Genomic DNA, 21,312 nt, shown 5'->3' with positions numbered 1-21,312 from the left:
CCCGTCATGAAAAGCCCTGCCCCCGCCCCCGCGCGGACCGCCGTCCCCGGCGCCGCGCGGGCCCCGAGACCCGCGTCGCGGCGTGCCTCACGCGTACGGCGTCAACTGCCCACCAGCCCCTGGCTGTTCGCGGCACCGGGCATGCTGATCGTCGGCGTGTTCATCCTGTACCCGTTCGTCTCCACCGTGGTGAACTCCTTCACCGATCGAAGGACCCTGGTCCCCGGTGAGTGGGTCGGCCTGGCCAACTTCCGTGAACTGCTGCACGACGACATGTTCTGGATCGGCCTGCGCAACAGCGCGCTGTACGTCGTCGGGGTCGTCCCGGCCCTTGTCCTGCTGCCGCTGCTCCTTGCCCTCCTGGTGCAGAAGAACATCCCCGGCATCACGTTCTTCCGGTCCGCCTTCTACACCCCCGTCGTCGCCTCGATCGTCGTGGTCGGGCTGATCTGGGTGTGGCTGCTCGACGAACGCGGGCTGGTGAACTCCCTCCTGGAGACCGTCGGCGTCGGCCGGGTCGGCTTCCTCAGCGACCAGTGGCTGCTCCTGCTGAGCGCCATGGCCGTCACCGTCTGGAAGGGGCTCGGCTACTACATGATCATTTACCTGGCCGCGCTCGCCAATGTGCCGCGCGAACTGCACGAGGCGGCGGCGGTGGACGGCGCGGGCGCGATCCGCCGCTTCCTCACCGTCACCGTCCCGGCGGTCCGCTCCACGATGGTCCTGGTGGGGGCGCTCTCCTCGGTCGCCGCGTTCAAGGTGTTCTCCGAGGTGTATCTGATGGCCGGACCCGCCGGCGGGCCCGCGGGCGAGGACACGACGCTGGTGATGCTCGTCCAGCGCACCGGCACAGGGCTGACCGGACGGGTCGGCTACGCCTCCGCGATCTCCGTCGTCGTCTTCGTCGTCACCGTCGTGCTGATGCTGCTCGTCCTGCGTGCCGACCGGAAGGAGGACGCGTGACCACGACGACGCCCGAAGACCACGGGAGGCCGCGCGTCCGGGGGACACAGGGGACCCGGAAGAGCCGGAGCCCGTCCGCCGCACCCCGGCGCCGCGTGTCCCGGCTCACCGACGAGAACGGCCGGCGCGTGCCCGGCTGGGAACTCGCCCTGCGCTACGCCGTGTTGCTCGCCGTCCTGGCGCTCACCGTCGGACCCTTCCTCTGGCAGCTGTCCACCTCGCTGAAGGGCCCGCACGAGGACATCTTCAGTTCCCCGCCGAAGTTCCTGCCCGGCTCGCCGACCCTGCACAACTACGAGCGCGTCGCCGAGACGATCCCCGTCTGGGACTACGCCTTCAACTCGCTGAAGGTCGCGACCGCCAATGTCGTCACCAACTGTGTCGGCGCCTCGCTCGCCGGATACGCGCTCGCCCGGCTCCGCTACCGGGGCCGCCGCGCCGCCACGCTGGTCTTCGTCCTGGCGATGCTGGTGCCCACCGAGAGCATCATCATCGCCCAGTTCACGACGATGCGGGACCTCGGTCTGAACAACACCCTCGTCGGTGTCGTCCTGCCCGCCTGTGTCGCCTCCATGAACGTACTGCTGATGCGCAACGCCTTCCTCAATCTGCCCTACGAGGTCGAGGAAGCCGCGTACGTCGACGGCGCCAACGCCTGGCAGCGGTTCCTGCGGATCGCGCTGCCGTCCGTGAAGGGCACCCTCGCCGTCGTCGCGATCTTCGCGTTCATGGGTGCGTGGGACGACTTCCTGTGGCCGCTGATCGTGCTGAGCGACCCGGGGAACTTCACCCTGACCATCGGGCTCAACTATCTGCACGGCACCTTCGCCAACGACGAACGGCTCGTCGCCGCGGGCACCATCATCGCCGTGGCCCCACTGATCGCCCTCTTCGCCTGCCTCCAGCGGTACTTCTTCCGCGGGGTCGGCGAGGGCGCCGTCAAGGGCTGACCCGTACCTCCGTACCTCCGTACCTTCCGAACCACAGGATCCGCATGCCTTCTGTCGTGCGCTTCGGCGCCAACTACACCCCCAGCCAAGGGTGGTTCCACCACTGGCTCGACTTCGACCTCGACGCGGTGCGCGCCGACCTCGACTCGATCGCGGGCCTCGGCCTCGACCACGTCCGGGTGTTCCCGATCTGGCCGTACTTCCAGCCCAACCGGACGCTCATCCGGCCGCGCGCCGTCGAGCAGTTGGTGCAGCTCGCCGACGCCGCCGCCGAACGCGGTCTGGACGTCAACGTCGACGGTCTGCAAGGCCATTTGTCGAGCTTCGACTTCCTGCCCGCGTGGACCCGGACCTGGCACCGGCGCAATCTCTTCACCGACCCCGATGTGGTCGACGGGCAGGCCGCGTATCTGCGGACCCTCGCATCGGCGCTCGCCGACCGGCCCAACTTCATCGGGATGACCCTCGGCAACGAGGTCAACCAGTTCGCCTCGGGCCCGCACCCCGACCCGGACCGCATCACGCCCGCACAGGCCGGGAGTTGGCTGACCCGGCTGCTCGACGCGTGCGAGGAGGGCGCCCCCGGGAAGCTGCATCTGCACGCCGAGTACGACGCCGCCTGGTACCAGGACGACCAGCCGTTCACCCCGGCGCAGGCCGCCCGGCTCGGCGCGGTCACGGCCGTGCACTCCTGGGTGTTCAACGGCACGGCCCAGCGGTACGGGCGTACCGGCACGGCTACCGAGCACCACGCCGCGTACCTCGTGGAACTCGCCAAGGCGTGGGCGCTCGACCCGCACCGGCCCGTGTGGTTGCAGGAGGTCGGCGCACCGGCGCCGTTGATCCCCGCCGAGCACGCCGCCGACTTCACCGAGGCGACCGTCACCAACGCCCTGGACTGCCAGGACCTCTGGGGCGTCACCTGGTGGTGCTCCCACGACGTGTCCCGCTCGCTCGCCGACTTCCCCGCACTGGAGTACAGCCTCGGCCTGCTCACCGACGACCGACGGCGCAAGCCGGCCGGTGAGGCCGTCGCACGGATCGCCGACGCCTGGCGCGGCCGGGAGCACACACCCGCGCCCCGGACCCTCGCCCTCGTGGTCGACGCGGGGGACGAGCCAGGGGCGGACGGCGGTGCGGGTGTGCCGGTGCGCCGGTCGGTGTGCGCGCCCGGCGGCGCCGTGTTCGAGGCGTTCGCCCGGCTCACCGCCGACGGGGCCCGGCCCACCACCGTCCTGGCGAGCCGCAGCGAGGACCGCGCGCATCTCGCGTCACGCGGCATCACCGAGGTGGTCACACCCGACCAGGTGATCATTGACCAGGTGAGCCCATGACGATGACGACCGCTGCCCGCACCCGGTAACCACCCGCCCCGGTAACCACCCGCACCCGACTCCCACGGAGCACCCTCATGCATGACGACCGCACCCTGGTCGAAGCCCGGCTCAAGCGCGTGCTCGACGAGCGCATCCGGCCCGCCGTGTACCCCGAGTCCGTACCCCTGGACATCGCGATCTGGCACGCGCCCGGCGAACCGGTCCCCGTCGCCGAAGGGCTCGCCGCCGATCCGTCACCGATCGCGGTCGGCGATCGCTGGGGCGCTCCGTGGGGCACCAGTTGGTTCCGGGTGACGGGGACGGTGCCGGACGCTTGGGCCGGGCGGACCGTGGAGGCGCTGCTCGACCTCGGATTCGACGAGAACATGCCCGGCTTCCAGTGCGAGGGCCTGGTGTACAGGGCCGACGGCAGCCCGGTGAAGGGCCTCAACCCCCGCAACCAGTGGGTGCGGATCGGCGCGCCCGTCGAGGGTGGCGAAGAGGTGCGGCTGCACATCGAGGCCGCGTCCAACCCGGTCATCCTCGACTACCACCCCTTCCTGCCCACGCGGTTGGGCGACAAGGAGACCGCGGGCAGCGAGCCGCAGTACACCCTGGAGCGGATGGACCTCGCCGTCTTCGACGAGACGGTGTGGCAGCTCGTCGTCGATCTGGAGGTGCTCGGCGAGCTGATGGCGGAACTCCCCGTCGAATCGGCGCGCCGCTGGGACATCCTGCGGGCCGTCGAGAAGGCGCTCGACGCGGTCGACCTCCAGGACGTGAACGGCACGGCAGCCGCCGCCCGCGCCCGCCTCGAACCCGTACTCGCCGAGCCCGCCGCCGCCTCCGCGCACCGGATCAGCGCCGTGGGGCACGCGCACATCGACTCGGCGTGGCTGTGGCCGCTGCGCGAGACCGTGCGGAAGGTGGCGCGGACCACGTCGAACATGACCGCGCTCCTGGAGGACGAGCCGGACTTCGTGTTCGCCATGTCGCAGGCCCAGCAGTGGGCGTGGGTCAAGGAGCACCGGCCCGAGGTGTGGGCGAAGGTGAAGAAGGCCGTCGCGGACGGGCGGTTCGTGCCCGCGGGCGGTATGTGGGTCGAGTCCGACACGAACATGCCGGGCTCGGAGGCGATGGCCCGTCAGTTCACGCACGGCAAACGGTTCTTCATCGACGAGTTCGGTGTCGACAACCAGGAGGCGTGGCTCCCGGACACCTTCGGGTTCGCCGCCGGTCTGCCGCAGATTATCAAGGCGGCCGGCGCCAAGTGGCTGCTCACGCAGAAGATCTCGTGGTCCCAGACCAACAAGTTCCCGCATCACACGTTCCGTTGGGAGGGTATCGACGGCACCCGGATCTTCACGCACTTCCCGCCCGTCGACACCTACAACTGCTCCATGAAGGGCAGCGAGATCGCGCACGCGGCCCGTAACTTCAAGGACAAGGGCGTCGCCCGGCACTCGCTCGCGCCGACCGGGTGGGGCGACGGCGGTGGCGGCACCACCCGGGAGATGATCGCCAAGGCCGCCCGGATGCGGAACCTGGAGGGCGCGGCGACCGTCGCCTGGGAGACACCCGAGGCGTTCTTCCGCAAGGCCGAGGCCGAGTACCCGGAGCCGCCGGTCTGGGTCGGCGAACTGTATCTGGAACTGCACCGCGCCACGCTCACCAGCCAGGCCAGGACCAAGCAGGGCAACCGCCGCAGCGAACACCTGCTGCGCGAGGCCGAACTGTGGGCGGCCACCGCCACCGTACGCAGCGGACTCCCTTATCCCTACGAGGAGTTGGACCGGATCTGGAAGACGGTGCTGCTGCACCAGTTCCACGACATCCTGCCCGGCTCGTCCATCGCCTGGGTGCACCGCGAGGCCGAGCGGACGTACGCTGCCGTCGCCGACGAGCTGAACGGGATCATCTCCCGGGCGCATCGGGCCCTCGCCCCGGACGGCGGTCTCGTCTTCAACTCGGCGCCGCACACGTGGGACGGGATCCCGGCCGGTGGCGCCGGGGAGCGGGCCGTGACCGGGGGTACCGCGCTCGCGCCGTGCGTCGGCGGCGGCTTCGTCCTCGACAACGGGCTGCTGCGGGTCACCGTCGACGCCAACGGCCTCGTGGTCTCCGCGTACGACATCGCCGCCGAGCGTGAGACCGTGGCTCCCGGGCGGGCCGCCAACCTGCTCCAGATCCACCCCGACTTCCCGAACATGTGGGACGCGTGGGACGTGGACGAGTTCTACCGCAACACCGTGACGGATCTCGTGAACGCCGACGAGGTCACCGCGGGTGAGGGTGCGTCGGTCCGTGTCGTCCGTAGCTTCGGGGCGTCGAAGGTCACCCAGATCCTCTCCCTGGAGCCCGGCGAGCAGCGGCTCGACATCGCGACCGAGGTCGACTGGCACGAGACGGAGAAGTTCCTCAAGCTCGCCTTCCCCCTGGACCTGCACGCCGAACGGTACGCGTCCGAGACCCAGTTCGGGCACTTCTACCGGCCCACCCACACCAACACCAGTTGGGAGGCCGCCAAGTTCGAGGCGTGCAACCACCGCTTCGTACATCTGGCGGAGCCCGACTGGGGAGTCGCCCTCGTCAACGACTCCACGTACGGTCACGACGTCACCCGCACGGTCCGCGCCGAGGACTCCGGGACGACCACCACGGTGCGTGCCTCGCTGCTGCGGGCGCCGCGCTTCCCGGACCCGGAGACCGACCAGGGTATGCACCGGTTCCGGCACGCGCTGGTGCCGGGTGCCTCGATCGGGGACGCGGTGCGTGAGGGCTACCGGGTCAACCTGCCCCGGCGGACCGCGCCCGGCCGGGGTGGTGCCGCGGTCGCCCCACTGGTGACCGTGGACAACGACGCCGTCGTGGTCACCGCCGTCAAGCTGGCCGACGACGGTAGCGGTGATGTCGTCGTCCGCTTCCACGAGTCCCGGGGCGGCCGGGCCCGCGCGACCCTCACCCCCGGGTTCCCGTCGGCCGGCGTCACCGTCACGGACCTGCTGGAACGCCCGCTCGCCGACGCCACCGCACCGGCACGCGACGGCGACGCGCTCACCGTGACGCTGCGGCCGTTCGAGCTGATGACCCTGCGCCTGACACCCTCGCCCACGACCCGGTGACCCACGTGTTCACGGCCCCCAAGTCCCGTACCCGGCGGGGGCCGTGAGCACGCCGCTCGCCCATACGGCAGGCGACCGCCCATACGGCAGCCGACCGCCCGTACGGCAGCCGCGCGCACGGTCCGGTCTACGGATCGAGCTGTGCGTCGAGCTGCGATCTCAGCCACTCCTCGACCTCACCGACGTGCGCCGCCGCCGCGGCCCGCGCCGCCTCGGGGTCCCGCGCCACCAGCGCCCGGTGGATACGGGCGTGCTCGCGGCGCGTCCGCTCGAAGGCACCCTCCTCCTGGTAGCCGCGCCAGACACGGGCCCGGAACGTGCGGGACGACAGGCCCTCCAGGATCGCCGCCATCGTGTCGTTGCCCGCCGAACCGACGATCACGCGATGGAACGCGAGGTCGTGCGACAGGATCTCCTCCGGGTCGTCGGTGGCGTTCATCGCCTCCAGATGCTTCTCGACATCGGCCAGTTCGCCCGCCGATATCCGGGCCGCCGCCAGCGCGGTCGCCGTGGACTCCAGGACCCGCCGCACCTCCAGGAGTTCCACCAGACGCGGCCCGCGCGACAGATCGGCGACCACGCCGAAGGTCTCCAGGAGGTCACCGGCCTCCAACTGTGTGACGTAGATCCCGGAGCCGTGCCGTGCCTCCAGGACCCCGAGGACGGTCAGGGCCCGGATCGCCTCCCGCATCGAACTGCGTGAGATACCGAGCTGCGCCGCGAGGTCACGCTCGGTCGGCAGCCGCGCCCCGGGTTCCAGCCGGCCCTCGGCGATCATGCCCTTGATCTCCTCGATGGCCCGCTGTGTCACGGTGCCCTTCTGCGGGGCGGTCTCGTCCACGCCACTCCTTCCGTAGGCCGTCCCGGCGGGCCGGGCGAGCGTCCCGGCAGGCCGGGTGTGCCGCAGTCTAACCAGCGATGTGGTCGGACCACTATGGCTGAAACAACGAAGAATCTGGCGCCCAGGGGTGTTGCGAGGGTCAAGTGGTCTGATAAATATTCGTCCCGGCCGTGGTTGTGGGACACCCGGTCGCGTTCCACCCCAGTGCTCGACACAGCTTTTGAACACAGTTCTCGACCACAGGTCTCGAACCCCTCGATGAGGAGCCGTCAGATGGCCGGCAGGACAGTGCGGAACAGCGGGAGAATCACGCCACGGGCGATCCGTGCGACGGCGGTGGCCGCTTGCGCGGCCCTCGCGCTCACGGCGTGCGGCAGCACGAAGGACTCAGCAGGCTCCGGGAACGACGCCGGCGACGGCAAGGGCAACGGCAAGGTCGGGGTCATCCTGCCCCTGCTGACCTCGCCGTTCTGGCAGTCCTACAACGACTACGTGCCGAAGATGGCCGAGTCCGAGAAGGTCGACGCGCTCAAGACGGTCAACTCCAACAGTGACCCGTCCCAGCAGATCACCGACATCAACAACCAGCTCAACCAGGGCGTCCAGGGCCTGGTCGTGGCCCCCCTCGACAGCGCCGCGATCTCCGCCGGACTCGACCAGGCCGAGCGCAAGGGCGTCCCCGTCGTCGCCGTGGACGTCGCCCCCGAGAAGGGCAAGGTCGCGATGGTGGTGCGCGCCAACAACGTCGCGTACGGCGAGCAGGCGTGCGAGTTCCTGGGGGACCAGGTCAAGACCGGCAAGGTCGTCCAGATCATGGGTGATCTGGCGTCCGTCAACGGCCGTGACCGCTCCGAGGCGTTCCGCACCTGTGTGAAGGAGAAGTACCCCGACCTCAAGGTCCTGGAGATCCCCGCCAAGTGGGAGTCCGACACGGCGGCCTCCAAGCTGGACACCCTCCTCAACTCCAACCCCGACATCAAGGGCATCTACATGCAGGCGGGCGGCGTCTACCTCGCGCCCACCCTCCAGACCCTCAAGTCCAAGGGCATGCTGAAGAAGGCGGGCGAGAAGGGCCACATCAGCATCGTCTCGAACGACGGCATCCCGCAGGAGTTCGACGCCATCCGCAAGGGCGAGATCGACGCCACCGTCTCGCAGCCCGCCGACGCCTACGCCAAGTACGGCATGTACTACATCAAGGCCGCGATGCAGGGGAAGACGTTCAAGCCCGGCCCGACGGACCACGACTCGGTGATCGTCAAGCTGCCCAACGGCCTGCTTGAGGACCAGCTCCCGGCACCCCTGGTCACCAAGGACAACGTCGACGACCCCAAGCTCTGGGGCAACACGGTCAAATGAGCCGGCCCACGAACGTACGACCGCTGGTCGAGGCGACCGGCATCGTCAAGCGGTACGGACCCACCGTCGCCCTCCAGGACGGCCGCCTCACCGTCCTGGAGGGTGAGTCCCACGCCCTCGTCGGCCGCAACGGCGCCGGGAAGTCCACCCTGGTCACCGTGCTCACCGGGCTCCAGGCCCCGGACGCGGGCACGGTCCACTTCGACGGCGAACCGGCACCGCCGCTCGCCGACCGTGACGCCTGGCGCCGCAAGGTCGCCTGCGTCTACCAGAAGCCCACCGTCGTCCCCGAACTCACCGTCGCCGAGAACCTGTTCATCAACCGTCAGCCCACCGGCCGCGGCGGCCTCATCAGTTGGCGCCGCCTGCGCGCCGAGGCCGCCGAGGTCCTTCAGACCTGGGACGTCCATGTCGACCCCGAGGCACGCACCGCGGACCTCAAGGTCGAGGACCGCCAAATGGTCGAGATCGCACGGGCGTTGAGCTTCGGCGCCCGGTTCATCGTCCTCGACGAACCGACCGCGCAGCTCGACAACAAGGAGATCGGCCGGCTGTTCACCCGGATGCGGGCGCTCCAGGATTCCGGCGTCACGTTCCTGTTCATCTCGCACCACCTCCAGGAGGTGTACGAGGTGTGCCAGACCGTCACCGTGCTGCGCGACGCCCGCTGGATCACCACGGCACCGGTCGCCGAACTGCCGCGCGGCGCACTCATCGAGGCCATGGCGGGGGAGACCGTCACCGAACAGTCCACGGTACGCACCGCCGTGCCCGCCGACGCACCGGTCATGCTCTCCGTCGAAGGGCTCGCCGGTGACGCGTACGCCCCTGTGGACCTGACCGTCCGCGGCGGTGAGGTCGTCGGGCTCGCCGGCACCAGCGGCAGCGGCAAGATCGAACTCGCCGAGACCCTCGCGGGCCTGCGCACCCCGGTGTCCGGCACCGCCCGAATCGCCGGGGACCCCCTGCCCTTCGGGGACGTCCAGGCCGCGTTGCGCGCCGGGGTCGGCTGTGTGCCGCGCGACCGGCACGAACAGGGACTCGTCCCCGGCATGACCATCGGCGACAACACCACCATGAGCGTCCTGGGCCGCCTCGGGCGCTACGGCTTCATCGGCACCGACCGCAAAAGGAGCTTCGCCCGCGAGCTGATCCAGCGCCTCGACATCCACGCCGAGGGTCCCCACCAGCCCGTGTCCGACCTGTCAGGCGGCAACGCCCAGAAGGTCGTCATGGCCCGCGCCCTGGCATCGGACCCCCGACTGCTCGTCCTCATCAACCCCACCGCGGGCGTCGACGTTAAGTCGAAGGAGTCCCTGCTGCGCCGCATGGACAGCGCCCGCGACGACGGCACCGCCGTCCTCGTCGTCTCCGACGAACTCGACGACCTGCGGCGCTGCGACCGCGTCCTGGTCCTCTTCCACGGCGAGGTCGTCGCCGAGCACGCGGCGGGCTGGCACGACCACGAACTCATCGCGTCGATCGAGGGCGTCGAAAGCGCCGAAGCGACCCAGGGAACCGAAGGAGTTGACCTCCATGGCTGACATGGCTGACACGAAGGCCCCGTCGGCCTCCACCCCCGCACCCCTCGCCGCGCAAGGCGGGGGCCGGCCCGCCGGCAAGTCCGTCCTGCTGCGTCGGGCCCGCGAACTCGCCCTGGTGCCGGCGCTGTTGCTGCTGATGGTGCTAGGCGCCGTCGTCAACGACTCGTTCCTCACCGAGCGGAACCTGATCTCCATCCTCGGCGCGTCCGCCGCGCTCGCCATGGTCGTGCTCGCCGAGTCCCTGGTCCTCATCACCGGCAAGTTCGATCTGTCCCTCGAATCCGTCGTCGGCATCGCTCCGGCCGTCGGCGCCCTGCTAGTACTGCCGGCGGTGCAGGCCGGATTCGGCACCGAACTGCCCGTCGCGGTCGGCCTGCTCGCGATCCTCGCCGTCGGCGCGGCGATCGGTGCCTTCAACGGCATCCTCGTGGTCAAGTTCAAGCTGAACGCGTTCATCGTGACCCTGGCCATGCTGATCATCCTGCGCGGTGTCCTCGTCGGCGCCACCAAGGGCAAGACCCTCTTCGACATGCCCGAGCCCTTCTACACCCTCGCCACCTCCACCTTCCTCTCGGTCCCGCTCTCCGTCTGGGTGGCCGCGGCGGCCTTCGGCATCGCGGGACTGGTCCTCAAGTACCACCGCTGGGGACGCGCCCTGTACGCGATCGGCGGCAACGCGGACGCCGCGCGCGCCGCGGGGATCCGGGTCGAGCGCGTCATGCTCGGCGTGTTCATCGTGGCCGGCACGCTCGCCGCCGTCGGTGGCCTCATGCAGACCGGCTACGTCGGCGCCATCAACGCCAACCAGGGCCAGAACATGATCTTCACCGTGTTCGCGGCGGCCGTCATCGGCGGCATCAGCCTCGACGGCGGCAAGGGCACCATGTTCGGCGCCCTGACCGGTGTGCTGCTGCTCGGTGTCGTACAGAACCTGCTCACCTTGGCCCAGGTCCCGTCCTTCTGGATCCAGGCCATCTACGGCGGAATCATCCTCGTCGCCCTGATGATCGCCCGCGTCACCACGGGCCGCGCGCAGGACTAGGGGTAAGCCCCCCGACCACCGCAACTCCAGGAAAGGCCCCTTGTGACCCCATCCGCCACCCCCACCGCCTCCGAAGCCCGGGTCATCGCGGTCGACACCTACGACATCCGGTTCCCGACCTCACGGGAGCTGGACGGTTCCGACGCGATGAACCCGGACCCCGACTACTCCGCCGCCTATGTCGTGCTCCGCACCGACGCGGGCGACGGCCAGGAGGGGCACGGCTTCACCTTCACCATCGGGCGGGGCAACGATGTCCAGGTCGCCGCGATCGACGCCCTGCGCGGCCATGTCGTGGGCCGCCCGGTGGACGAACTCTGCGCCGACCCCGGCTCGCTGGGCCGCGACCTGATCGGGGACAGCCAACTGCGCTGGCTCGGCCCCGAGAAGGGCGTGATGCACATGGCGATCGGCGCCGTCGTGAACGCCGTCTGGGACCTCGCCGCCAAACGCGCGGGCAAGCCCCTGTGGCAGCTCCTCGCGGACGCCGAACCCGCATGGCTGGTGCGCCAGATCGACTTCCGGTACATCACCGACGCGCTCACCCCCGAAGAAGCCCTCGACCTGCTCACCCGGGGCAAGGAGGGCGCCGCCGAACGCTCCGCCGAGCTGCTGCGGCGCGGCTACCCGGCGTACACCACGTCACCGGGCTGGCTCGGCTACAGCGACGAGAAGCTGACCCGGCTCGCCGCGGAGGCGGTCGCGGACGGCTTCACACAGATCAAGCTGAAGGTCGGCGCGGACCTCGCGGACGACGTACGGCGCTGCCGGGTCGCCCGTTCCGTCATCGGACCCGATGTGCGGATGGCGATCGACGCCAACCAGCGGTGGAACGTCGACGAGGCGATCCGCTGGACCAAGGCGCTCGCCGAGTTCGCGCCGTACTGGGTCGAGGAGCCCACCAGCCCCGACGACATCCTCGCCCACGCCGCCATCCGGCGGGCCGTCGCGCCCGTCAAGGTCGCCACCGGTGAACACGTACAGAACCGCATCGTGTTCAAGCAGCTCCTCCAGGCCGGCGCCATCGACGTCCTCCAGATCGACGCGGCCCGCGTCGGCGGCGTCAACGAGAACCTGGCGATCCTCCTGCTCGCCGCGAAGTACCGCGTCCCGGTCTGCCCGCACGCCGGCGGTGTCGGCCTGTGCGAACTCGTCCAGCACCTCTCGATGTTCGACTACGTCGCCCTCACCGGCACCACCGACGACCGCGTCATCGAGTACGTGGACCATCTGCACCAGCACTTCCTCGACCCGGTCGTGATCCGTGACGGTCACTACGCGGCACCGACCGCGCCCGGCTTCTCGGCCACCATGCGCCCGGAGTCCATCGAGGAGTTCACCTTCCCCGGCGGCACCTTCTGGGCCGCCGACCTCGCCCAGCGGAACGGAGCGGCGGCATGAGCCACCCCCACCCCCAGGACTTCGCCGGGCTGTCGGCCCTCGTCACCGGCGGCGCCTCCGGCATCGGTCGCGCCACCGCGGAACTGCTCGCGGCACGCGGCGCCCGGGTCGCCGTACTCGATCTCGACCCGGAACAGGTGGACAAGCCGCTCACCGGATTCCGTGCCGACGTCAGCGACGACGCGTCCGTCCGCGCCGCCGTGGCCGACGCGGTCGCCGCACTCGGCGGCCTGGACGTGCTGGTGAACAACGCGGGCATCGGCGCCCAGGGCACCGTCGAGGACAACGACGACGACCAGTGGCACCGCGTACTCGACGTGAACGTCCTCGGTATCGTCCGCACCACCCGCGCCGCCCTCACCGCCCTGCGCGCGTCGGAGCGGGCGGCGATCGTCAACACCTGCTCCATCGCCGCGACCGCGGGTCTGCCGCAGCGTGCCCTGTACTCCGCGTCCAAGGGTGCCGTCCTGTCCCTCACTCTCGCGATGGCCGCCGACCACGTACGCGAGGGCATCCGCGTGAACTGCGTCAACCCCGGCACCGTGGACACCCCGTGGGTCGGCCGGCTCCTCGACTCGGCGGACGACCCGGACGCCGAACGGGCCGCCCTCGCCGCCCGCCAGCCCACCGGTCGGCTCGTGACGGCCGACGAAGTCGCGGGCGCCATCGCCTACTTGGCGAGCCCGCTGTCCGGTGCCACCACCGGCACCGCGCTCGCCGTCGACGGTGGGATGCAGGGGCTGCGACTGCGTCCCGTGGGACAGTGACCGCCATGCGGACCCGCACCCTGGGTCGCGGCGGCGTCGAGGTGACGGACCTGTCGTTCGGCGCCGCCGGTATCGGCAATCTGTACACGGCCGTCGACGCCGCCCAGGCCGAGGCGGCGATCCGGGCCGCCTGGGACGAGGGCGTCCGGTACTTCGACACCGCCCCGCACTACGGCATCGGCCTCTCCGAACGACGCGTCGGAGCCGCCCTGCGCGACGTGCCCCGCGACCGGTACACCCTCTCCACCAAGGTCGGCCGCCTCCTCGTCCCCACCGATGCCGACGCGGGCACCACCCACGGTGACGACCTGGCGCACGGTTTCGCCGTGCCCGCGACCCACCGCCGCGTATGGGACTTCAGCGCCGACGGAGTCCGCCGCTCCCTGGAGGACAGCCTCACCCGGCTCGGCGTGGACCGCGTGGACGTCGTCTATCTGCACGACCCGGACGACCACGCCGAGCAGGCGTTCCGCGAGGGCTATCCGGCGCTGGAGAAGCTGCGCGCGGAGGGAGTGGTCGGCGCGATCGGCGCCGGGATGAACCAGACCGCGATGCTGACCCGGTTCGTGGTCGACACCGATGTGGACGTGGTGCTCTGCGCGGGCCGCTACACCCTCCTCGACCAGCGCGCCCTGTCCGACCTGCTGCCCCGGGCCGCCGAGCGCGGCACCTCCGTCGTCGTCGGCGGTGTGTTCAACTCGGGCCTTCTGGCCGACCCGCGCCCGGGGGCCACGTACGACTACGCCGCCGCGCCCGGCGAGATCCTGGACCGCGCCTACCGGCTGCGGGACATCGCCGCCCGGCACGGGACCACCCTGCGGGCCGCCGCGCTCGCCTTCCCGCGGGCCCATCCCGCCGTCGCCAGTGTGCTGGTCGGTACCCGGTCCGCCGCCGAAGTCCAGGACACGGCACGGCAGTTCGAGGCCCGGGTACCCGCCGGGTTCTGGCACGAACTGCGCGCGTCCGGACTGCTGCCCGAGCACGCACCCGTACCCACGGAGGAGCCTTCGTGAGAGTCGCCCTGCACACCAAGGTCCGCGCCGACCGCGTCGAGCGGTACGAGGCCGCCCACCGTGAGGTCCCCGCCGAACTCACCGCCGCGATCCGGGCCGCCGGGGCCACTTCCTGGACGATCTGGCGCAGCGGCACGGACCTCTTCCACGTCCTGGAGTGCGAGGACTACGCCCGGCTGCTCGCCGAACTGGAGACGCTGCCTGTCAACGTCGCCTGGCAGGCACGGATGACGGAACTCCTCGACGTCGTCCATGACTACTCGGCCGACGGCGCCGAGGCCGGCCTGCCCGTCGTCTGGGAGCTGTGATGCCACCACCAGCCGTGCCACCGCCAGCCGTGACGCCACCACGGGTCATCGACGCCCACCACCATGTGTGGGACCTGGACGTACGGGACCAGGAGTGGATCACCGGCCCGGCGATGGCACCGATCCGCCGGGCCTTCTCGCTCGCGGACCTGGCACCCGAGGCGCGTGCGGCCGGGGTCGACGCCACGGTTCTGGTGCAGACGGTCACCGTCGCCGAGGAGACCCCGGAGTTCCTGGCCCTCGCGGCGGACAGCGACCTGGTCGCCGGAGTCGTCGGCTGGACCGACCTCACCCGGCCCGATGTCGCCGACACTCTCGCCGCACTGCGTGAACTGCCGGGCGGGCAGCACCTGGTGGGCATTCGGCACCAGGTTCAGGGCGAGCCCGATCCCGAGTGGCTGCTGCGCGACGACGTCCATCGGGGCCTGACCGCCGTCGCCGACGCGGGACTCGTCTACGATCTGCTCGTCCTGCCCCACCAACTCCCCGCCGCCATAAGGGCCGCCGCGTCCCTGCCCGGCCTCACCTTCGTCCTCGACCACGCGGGCAAGCCGCCCGTCGCGGCCGGCGACCTCACCCCCTGGGCCGACCATCTGCGCGCCCTCGCGGCGCTGCCCCACACGGTCTGCAAACTCTCCGGACTGGTCACCGAGGCCGACTGGCACACCTGGACGGTCGAGCGGCTCCGCCCCTACGCGGACACGGTCCTGGACGCCTTCGGCCCCGACCGGGTGATGTTCGGCTCCGACTGGCCGGTGTGCACCCTGGCCGCCACGTACGCCCAAGTCACCGAGACCGCAGGGGAGTTGACGAACGGACTGAGCACCGATGAAAGCGCCCGGGTCTTCGGCGGGACCGCCGCCCGTGTCTACGGCCTCTGAGCCGTGGACTCCAGGCGGGTCGGCGGCAGGAAGTCCCGCACATAGGTCCGCTCCCAGCAGGCCCCGGTCGCCCGCAGCTCCCGCCAGGTCGTGAACCGGTAGCGGTACAGCCGGGCCCGGACATACACCGGCGGCGCGTCCGGCGGGAAGGGTGAGCGGTGCAGCAGCCGCAGGGTGTCCCGGTCGTTCTCCAGGAGCCGTTCCACCAGCGGACCGAACCAGGACCTGGCATAGGCGGGCGAGAGCGCCGCGAACCACATCATCCAGTCGAGCCGCAGATGGTACGGAGCGAACTGCCGGGGCCACCGCCGTACGTCACCGGGCTTGCCCTTGAACTCGTAAGGGCGCCAGTTCCCGTCCGCCCGTGCCACCGGGTCCGCCGTGCCCTCGACGACGATCTCCTGACGGATCCGGCTGACGCTGCCGAACGCGCCGTAGGCGTTGACGAGGTGCAGCGGGTCGAAGGAGTAGTTCATCAACTGGCGGCGCGCGAGCAGATTGCGCGCCGGACGGTAACTCAGCGTCACGATCAGCGCGGTCACGGCCAGGACGACGATCTCGTACCAGAGGGGGGCCGGCGGCAGTGTGCGGGCGCCGATGAACGGCGAGAAGTCCAGGGCGGACAGGGCCAGCGCGATCGTCGTCCAGTTCAGCCAGGAGAAGTTTCCCGACAGGACCAGCCACAACTGGGTGAGGATCATCAGGCCCGCCGCGCCGGACGCGATCGGCTGCGGGGTGAACAGCAGCAGGGGTACGACCAGTTGCGTGACATGGTTCGCCGCCACCTCCGCCCGGTGCAGCGGCTTCGGCAGCCGGTGGAAGAACCAGCTCAGCGGCCCCGGCATCGGCTGGGTCTCGTGGTGGAAGTACAGACAGGTCAGCTTGCGCCAGCAGGTGTCGCCGCGCATCTTGATCAGCCCGGCGCCGAACTCGACCCGGAACAGCACCCAGCGCAGCAGGAACAGCACCAGGACCGGCGGCGCCACCTTGTCGTTGCCGAGGAACACCGCGAGGAAACCCGTCTCCAGGAGCAGGGACTCCCAGCCGAAGCCGTACCAGGTCTGGCCGACGTTCACGATCGACAGGTACAGCACCCACGGCGCCGCCCACAGCAGCATCGCGCCCCACAGCGGCAGCAGCCCGTCCACACCCGCGAGCAGCGCCACCGCCACCGCGCAGCCCGCCCACGCCCAGAGCGCGAAGAACCGGTCCGAGTAGTGGAGTTGGAACACGCTCGGCGCCCGCAGGGCCGGAGTACGGGCCACATACCGGGGCACCGGCAGCATCCCGCGCTCCCCGATCAGCGCCCGGAACTGGAGCGCGGCGCCCAGGAACGCGACGAGGTACACCGCCGCGAGCGTCCGCTGGAACAGCAGTCGGGCGAGCCAGTAGTCGGGTGCCGTGAACCACTCCACACCCCCATTGTGATCCACACCCGCCCGATGACGGTCCGTGACTCCACTCGGTGACTCCACTCGGCCCCGGACAACTCGAAGAATCGGGCAAGGGGTGACAAAGTGGCCCCATGGTTGATCGGGGTGCGAGTGACCAGTCACTCCCGGACGACTGGCCCGCTCACCCGGCACCGATCCTGGCGCTCAACCGCATGGGCAGTTGGGACTGGGACCTCGACAGCGGCGCCATGCACATGGACGCCATGGCGCACGAACTGTTCGACGTGCTCCCGCACGAGTTCGACGGCCGCCCCGCCACCCTGTCCACGCGGGTCGCGCCAGGTGACGCGCACCGCCTCGACGCCCACGTCGCCCAGGCGCTGAAGAGCGGCGGCGTGCTCTACGGCGCCTACTTCCGGGTCCGCCGCCGCGACGGCACCCTGCGCTGGACCCGCACCCAGGCGTACATCAGCCGCGACGGCACCGGCAGGCCCCGCCGTATCGTCGGGATCGTCCGCGACGCCACCCACGAGCTGAACGACAGCACGGCCCGCCGGGAGCGCGGCGGGCAGGACTCGGCGCGGCGGCGCATGACCAGCGTCGTCCAGGTCGCCACGGCCGCGCTCGCCCACGCCAGGACCGTCAAGGAGGTCATCGACGTCCTCAAGGACACCCAGGGCCTCACCCACCTCGGCGCGACCAGCCTGGTCATGGGCCTGGTCGAGGCCGGACGGATCAAGCTCGTCGCCGAGGGCCCGGCCGGCAGCTTCGTCCCGGGCACCCGGGTGACCCGGATCGACGAGCCGTACCCCATGGGCGAGGTCGTACGGACCCTGGCGCCCCGGTTCATCGAGTCGCCGGAGGACTTCTCCGAGTCGTACCCGGAGCTGTGGCCGCACATCACGGGCCTCGGCATCACCTCCGCCGCGTATCTCCCGCTCATCGCGCAGGCCCGGCCCATCGGCGCCCTCGGGCTGCTCTACCACGACAAATACGGGTTCACCGAGGAGGAGCGGGACGTGCTCGTCGCGCTCGGCAGCAGCATCGCGCAGAGCCTCCAGCGTGCCATGTTCTACGAGCAGGACAAGGACGTCGCCGAGGGGCTCCAGCAGGCGATGCTGCCCCGCACCATCCCGACCGTGCCAGGCGCCGACCTCGCCGTGCGCTACCGCGCCGCCTCGCTCGGCCGGGACATCGGCGGCGACTGGTACGACGTGATCCCGCTGCCCGGCGGCCGGGTCGGCGCCGTCATCGGCGACGTCCAGGGCCACGACACCCACGCGGCGGCCGTCATGGGCCAGCTCAGGATCGTCCTGCGCGCCTACGCGGCCGAGGGCCACCACCCCGCGACGGTGATGGCCCGCGCCTCCGTCTTCCTGCACGAACTGGACACCGAACGCTTCGCGACCTGCCTGTACGCGGAGGTCGACCTGTCCACCGGGGTCGTCCAACTGGTCCGGGCCGGGCACCTCGACCCACTGGTCCGGCTGGTCGACGGCACCTGCCGCCGGGTCCCCGTGGAAGGGGGGCTGCCGCTCGGTCTCTCGGCGGAGTTCGGCCGCCTCGACTACCCGGTCGGCACCCTCGAACTCGACCCGGGCCAGACCCTGCTGCTCTGCACCGACGGGCTCGTGGAACAGCCGGGCGTCGACCTCGACGACGGCCTCCAGGCCCTCACCACGCTGGTCGGTGCCGGACCCCGCGATCTGCGGCGCCTCGCCGACGCGCTGTGCCAGGCCGCCGACGACTGGAGCGCCGAGGACGACGTGGCCCTGCTGCTCCTGCGCCGCCGTGGCACCGGCGCACCGCAGTCCGGGGGCCGGCTGCGCCAGCGGGTCGCGCCCGGGGACCCCGAGGCGCTGACCGAGGCCCGGCACATGATCCGGGCCGCCGTACGGGCCTGGGGCGCGGGGGAGCGTGCCGACGACATCGAACTCGTCGCCGACGAGCTGATCACCAACGCCCTCGTCCACACCGAGGGCTCCGCCGTCGTCACCCTGCGCGTCATCACCGGGGCCGACCGGCGGCTGCGCGTCGAGGTCGAGGACGGCTCCAGCGCCCTCCCGCGCCGCCGTGAGACCGGCGAGGTAGGCGTCTCGGGCCGGGGCCTGCTCCTGGTCGACCGGCTGGTGGACGCGTGGGGCGTGGAGGCGCGGGGGACCGGCAAGTGCGTGTGGTGCGACTTCACGGTGCCGTCCCGGGGCTGACCGGCGGGCGGCGCCGGACTCGGCGACTCAGGACCGCTTCGTACGCGTCAGGTACAGCGCCAGCCCCGAGGCGAGTGCCACCACGCCGGTGCCGATGCTGAGCAGCGCCTGCTGTGCTCCGTCGAAGACGATGCTGGTGGAGATGTTGACGGCGACGGCGGCGAGAAGCAGCAGCCAGAGCAGGGCCTTCATCGAGGGTCCCCTTTCAGGGGTGTCGTGGTCGTGATCCGGTCGCGGCAGGTGCCCTGACCGGGATCAATCCTCCCTGCCACGGTCCGGACCATCGATGGGGGACGCCACCCGACCCATGGTGTAGCGCGCTACACCCTCCCGGGGGAGCCCACTCGCCTCCGCCCCCCGGACCGGTCGCTTAGCCTCGTCAGCATGCGTGAGACGGTGGAGCGGGCGGGGACGGCGACACGGCTGCTGATGGTGTCGGCGCTGCTGGCGATCACGTCGTACCTCTTCCTCGCGGTGCTGCTGTTCACGGCGGTCGCCACGATCATCGTGATCGGCGCGGGCGCGCTGCCCGAAACGGTCCTGCTGCTACGCCGGATCGCCGGCGTCAAACGCCGCCAGATCGCCGACGCGACCGGGGTGCCGGTCCCCGAGGCGTACGCACCGCTCACCGGCGGTCTCCAGGAACGCATCCGGACCGCGCTCAGGGACCCGGGCACGTACCGCGATCTGCGCTGGCTCTTCGCCCACTTTCTCTACGGGCTCTTCCTCGCGTACTTCTCGCTGGTCGTCTGGTCCGTCGGCCTGTTCGTCGACGGTGTGTGGTGCGGGCTGCTGCGCCGCCGGGCCGTCGTACTGCCGCTGGTCGGCCGGCTCGCCGACCTCAGCGTCTTCTGGTCACGCACCCTCCTGGAACCCTCACCGGAGGCCCGCCGCAGCGCCGACCTCGCCGCGCGCGTCGCGGAACTGACCGTCACGCGCGAGGGCGCCGTCGCCGCGCACGGCGCCGAACTCCGCCGTATCGAACGGGACTTGCACGACGGTACGCAGGCCCGCCTGGTCGCCCTGTCGATGCGCGTCGGCCTGGCCCGCCGCGCCTACGACACCAACCCCGACATGGCGCGCAAGCTGCTCGACGACGCCCAGGACCAGGCCGAGGAAGCCCTCACCGAACTGCGCCATGTCGTACGCGGCATCCATCCGCCGATCCTCACCGACCGGGGACTCGTCGGCGCGGTCCGCGCGCTCGCGGCGGGCAGCGCCCTGGACGTCGAGGTCGCCGAGAGCGGCCTGGAGGGCGGCGCACGCGCCCCGGCGGGTGTCGAGGCGGCGGCCTACTTCGTCGTCGCCGAGGCGCTGACCAACGCCGCCAAGCACAGCGGAAGTCCGCGCGCCCGGGTGGAACTCGCGCGGCTGGACCGCGCGTTGAGCATCACGGTACGGGACGAGGGGCGGGGCGGTGCGGACGAGTCGGCGGGCAGTGGGCTGCTCGGGATGCGGCGCCGGATCGCGGCCTTCGACGGCACCGTGGACGTGACCAGCCCCGACGGGGGCCCGACCGTGATCGAAGTGGAGCTGCCGTGCGTGTGGTGATCGCCGAGGACAACACCCTGCTCAGAGAGGGCATGGTGCTCCTGCTGACCTCGGTGGGCCATGAGGTGGTGGCCGTCGCGTCCAGCGGCCCCGAAGTGCTGCCCGCGCTGCTCGACCACCGCCCGGACGCCGCCGTACTCGATGTCCGGATGCCGCCGGGATTCCGCGACGAGGGCCTGCGCGCCGCACTCGCCGCGCGCCGCGAGATCCCCGGCCTGCCGGTCCTGGTGCTCTCGCAGTACGTGGAGGAGACGTACGCCGCCGAACTCCTCGGCGGCGGCGCGAGCGGCGTCGGCTATCTGCTGAAGGACCGGGTGGGGCGCGTCGACGAGTTCCTGGACGCCCTGGAGCGGGTCGCCGCCGGCGGGACCGCGCTGGACCCGGAGGTCGTCACGGAACTCATGGCACGGCGCCGCGACGACCCCCTCGACTCGCTGACCCCACGCGAGCGCGAGGTGCTGCACCTGATGGCGGAGGGGCGCGACAACTCCACCATCGCGACCCTCCTGGTGGTGACCGAGCGCGCCGTCAGCAAACACATCGGCAATGTCTTCGCCAAGCTGGACCTGCCGCCCAGCGACAGCGGACACCGACGGGTCCTCGCGGTCCTCGCGTACCTCAACAAGAAGCACGCCGGCTGACACCCGCCGGGT

The 21,312-nt window shown here is 71.1% G+C and carries 18 protein-coding genes; 15 read left to right on the top strand and 3 right to left on the bottom strand.

Annotated elements, in window-relative coordinates; genetic code table 11:
* Positions 1-6: 6 nt before the first annotated feature.
* The 4 genes from ACFVT5_RS32240 (at position 7) to ACFVT5_RS32225 (ending at position 6,351) form a co-directional block, all read left to right on the top strand.
* Positions 7-963: a carbohydrate ABC transporter permease gene (locus ACFVT5_RS32240; RefSeq protein ID WP_389895286.1), complete on the top strand. Its 957-nt coding sequence runs from the start codon at positions 7-9 to the stop codon at positions 961-963.
* Positions 964-1,058: 95 nt separating this feature from the next.
* Positions 1,059-1,913: a carbohydrate ABC transporter permease gene (locus ACFVT5_RS32235; RefSeq protein ID WP_389895647.1), complete on the top strand. Its 855-nt coding sequence runs from the start codon at positions 1,059-1,061 to the stop codon at positions 1,911-1,913.
* A gap of 44 nt (positions 1,914-1,957) precedes the next feature.
* Positions 1,958-3,247 carry a glycosyl hydrolase gene (locus ACFVT5_RS32230; protein ID WP_389895284.1) on the top strand — a complete coding sequence of 430 codons (1,290 nt, stop codon included), beginning with the start codon at positions 1,958-1,960 and terminating at the stop codon, positions 3,245-3,247.
* A gap of 77 nt (positions 3,248-3,324) precedes the next feature.
* The gene (locus ACFVT5_RS32225) at positions 3,325-6,351 is read left to right on the top strand and encodes an alpha-mannosidase (protein WP_389895282.1); all 3,027 of its coding nucleotides are present in this window, start codon (positions 3,325-3,327) and stop codon (positions 6,349-6,351) included.
* Positions 6,352-6,478: 127 nt separating this feature from the next.
* Here the strand turns inward: ACFVT5_RS32225 and ACFVT5_RS32220 are convergent, their stop codons facing one another.
* Complete coding sequence (locus ACFVT5_RS32220; RefSeq protein WP_389895280.1) at positions 6,479-7,192, bottom strand: FadR/GntR family transcriptional regulator; 714 nt, start codon at positions 7,190-7,192, stop codon at positions 6,479-6,481.
* A gap of 273 nt (positions 7,193-7,465) precedes the next feature.
* Here ACFVT5_RS32220 and ACFVT5_RS32215 point away from each other — a divergent pair, with 273 nt between their 5' ends.
* From ACFVT5_RS32215 to ACFVT5_RS32180, 8 genes are read left to right on the top strand one after another with little or no spacing between them, the layout of a single operon-like run.
* Complete coding sequence (locus tag ACFVT5_RS32215) at positions 7,466-8,551, top strand: sugar ABC transporter substrate-binding protein (protein WP_389895278.1); 1,086 nt, start codon at positions 7,466-7,468, stop codon at positions 8,549-8,551.
* On the top strand, positions 8,548-10,095 hold the full coding sequence (locus ACFVT5_RS32210; RefSeq protein WP_389895276.1) for a sugar ABC transporter ATP-binding protein: 1,548 nt from the start codon (positions 8,548-8,550) through the stop codon (positions 10,093-10,095). Before ACFVT5_RS32215 ends, ACFVT5_RS32210 begins: the two co-directional genes overlap by 4 nt.
* Before the next feature lies 1 nt (position 10,096).
* Positions 10,097-11,137, top strand: a complete 1,041-nt coding sequence (locus ACFVT5_RS32205; protein WP_389895644.1) for an ABC transporter permease — start codon at positions 10,097-10,099, stop codon at positions 11,135-11,137.
* 42 nt (positions 11,138-11,179) lie between these two features.
* Positions 11,180-12,538: an L-fuconate dehydratase gene (locus ACFVT5_RS32200; RefSeq protein WP_389895274.1), complete on the top strand. Its 1,359-nt coding sequence runs from the start codon at positions 11,180-11,182 to the stop codon at positions 12,536-12,538.
* Positions 12,535-13,305 carry an SDR family NAD(P)-dependent oxidoreductase gene (locus tag ACFVT5_RS32195; RefSeq protein ID WP_389895272.1) on the top strand — a complete coding sequence of 257 codons (771 nt, stop codon included), beginning with the start codon at positions 12,535-12,537 and terminating at the stop codon, positions 13,303-13,305. The genes ACFVT5_RS32200 and ACFVT5_RS32195 overlap by 4 nt, the downstream gene beginning before the upstream one ends.
* 5 nt (positions 13,306-13,310) lie before the next feature.
* On the top strand, positions 13,311-14,318 hold the full coding sequence (locus tag ACFVT5_RS32190) for an aldo/keto reductase (protein WP_389895270.1): 1,008 nt from the start codon (positions 13,311-13,313) through the stop codon (positions 14,316-14,318).
* Positions 14,315-14,626, top strand: a complete 312-nt coding sequence (locus tag ACFVT5_RS32185; RefSeq protein ID WP_389895268.1) for an L-rhamnose mutarotase — start codon at positions 14,315-14,317, stop codon at positions 14,624-14,626. The genes ACFVT5_RS32190 and ACFVT5_RS32185 overlap by 4 nt, the downstream gene beginning before the upstream one ends.
* Positions 14,626-15,507, top strand: coding sequence for an amidohydrolase family protein (locus tag ACFVT5_RS32180; RefSeq protein WP_389895266.1), 882 nt, complete (start codon positions 14,626-14,628; stop codon positions 15,505-15,507). Before ACFVT5_RS32185 ends, ACFVT5_RS32180 begins: the two co-directional genes overlap by 1 nt.
* On the opposite strand, the gene ACFVT5_RS32175 is transcribed toward ACFVT5_RS32180, so the two are convergent.
* On the bottom strand, positions 15,495-16,922 hold the full coding sequence (locus tag ACFVT5_RS32175) for a lipase maturation factor family protein (RefSeq protein WP_389895264.1): 1,428 nt from the start codon (positions 16,920-16,922) through the stop codon (positions 15,495-15,497). The genes ACFVT5_RS32180 and ACFVT5_RS32175 overlap by 13 nt on opposite strands.
* Positions 16,923-17,032: 110 nt before the next feature.
* Here ACFVT5_RS32175 and ACFVT5_RS32170 point away from each other — a divergent pair, with 110 nt between their 5' ends.
* A complete protein-coding gene (locus tag ACFVT5_RS32170; RefSeq protein WP_389895262.1) occupies positions 17,033-19,108 on the top strand; it encodes a SpoIIE family protein phosphatase in 2,076 nt (691 codons plus the stop codon).
* Between the two features lie 27 nt (positions 19,109-19,135).
* Here the strand turns inward: ACFVT5_RS32170 and ACFVT5_RS32165 are convergent, their stop codons facing one another.
* Positions 19,136-19,300, bottom strand: coding sequence for a hypothetical protein (locus ACFVT5_RS32165; protein ID WP_389895260.1), 165 nt, complete (start codon positions 19,298-19,300; stop codon positions 19,136-19,138).
* Positions 19,301-19,492: 192 nt separating this feature from the next.
* On the opposite strand from ACFVT5_RS32165, the gene ACFVT5_RS32160 reads away from it, so the two are divergent.
* Positions 19,493-20,659 carry a sensor histidine kinase gene (locus tag ACFVT5_RS32160; RefSeq protein WP_389895258.1) on the top strand — a complete coding sequence of 389 codons (1,167 nt, stop codon included), beginning with the start codon at positions 19,493-19,495 and terminating at the stop codon, positions 20,657-20,659.
* Complete coding sequence (locus ACFVT5_RS32155; RefSeq protein WP_389895256.1) at positions 20,647-21,300, top strand: response regulator; 654 nt, start codon at positions 20,647-20,649, stop codon at positions 21,298-21,300. The genes ACFVT5_RS32160 and ACFVT5_RS32155 overlap by 13 nt, the downstream gene beginning before the upstream one ends.
* Positions 21,301-21,312: the final 12 nt, after the last annotated feature.

Source organism: Streptomyces sp. NPDC058001, assembly GCF_042886315.1.
Lineage (GTDB): Bacteria > Actinomycetota > Actinomycetes > Streptomycetales > Streptomycetaceae > Streptomyces.
Note: the sequence above shows the minus strand (reverse complement) of the source record. Positions and strands in the feature narration are given on the sequence as shown.

Bases quoted from the DNA above. Each gene is read 5' to 3' on its own strand.
- ACFVT5_RS32240 (WP_389895286.1), top strand. From the start codon at position 7: ATGAAAAGCCCTGCCCCCGCCCCCGCGCGGACCGCCGTCCCCGGCGCC.
- ACFVT5_RS32230 (WP_389895284.1), top strand. From the start codon at position 1,958: ATGCCTTCTGTCGTGCGCTTCGGCGCCAACTACACCCCCAGCCAAGGG.
- ACFVT5_RS32225 (WP_389895282.1), top strand. From the start codon at position 3,325: ATGCATGACGACCGCACCCTGGTCGAAGCCCGGCTCAAGCGCGTGCTC.
- ACFVT5_RS32215 (WP_389895278.1), top strand. From the start codon at position 7,466: ATGGCCGGCAGGACAGTGCGGAACAGCGGGAGAATCACGCCACGGGCG.
- ACFVT5_RS32210 (WP_389895276.1), top strand. From the start codon at position 8,548: ATGAGCCGGCCCACGAACGTACGACCGCTGGTCGAGGCGACCGGCATC.
- ACFVT5_RS32205 (WP_389895644.1), top strand. From the start codon at position 10,097: ATGGCTGACACGAAGGCCCCGTCGGCCTCCACCCCCGCACCCCTCGCC.
- ACFVT5_RS32195 (WP_389895272.1), top strand. From the start codon at position 12,535: ATGAGCCACCCCCACCCCCAGGACTTCGCCGGGCTGTCGGCCCTCGTC.
- ACFVT5_RS32190 (WP_389895270.1), top strand. From the start codon at position 13,311: ATGCGGACCCGCACCCTGGGTCGCGGCGGCGTCGAGGTGACGGACCTG.
- ACFVT5_RS32180 (WP_389895266.1), top strand. From the start codon at position 14,626: ATGCCACCACCAGCCGTGCCACCGCCAGCCGTGACGCCACCACGGGTC.
- ACFVT5_RS32170 (WP_389895262.1), top strand. From the start codon at position 17,033: ATGGTTGATCGGGGTGCGAGTGACCAGTCACTCCCGGACGACTGGCCC.
- ACFVT5_RS32165 (WP_389895260.1), bottom strand. From the start codon at position 19,300: ATGAAGGCCCTGCTCTGGCTGCTGCTTCTCGCCGCCGTCGCCGTCAAC.
- ACFVT5_RS32160 (WP_389895258.1), top strand. From the start codon at position 19,493: ATGCGTGAGACGGTGGAGCGGGCGGGGACGGCGACACGGCTGCTGATG.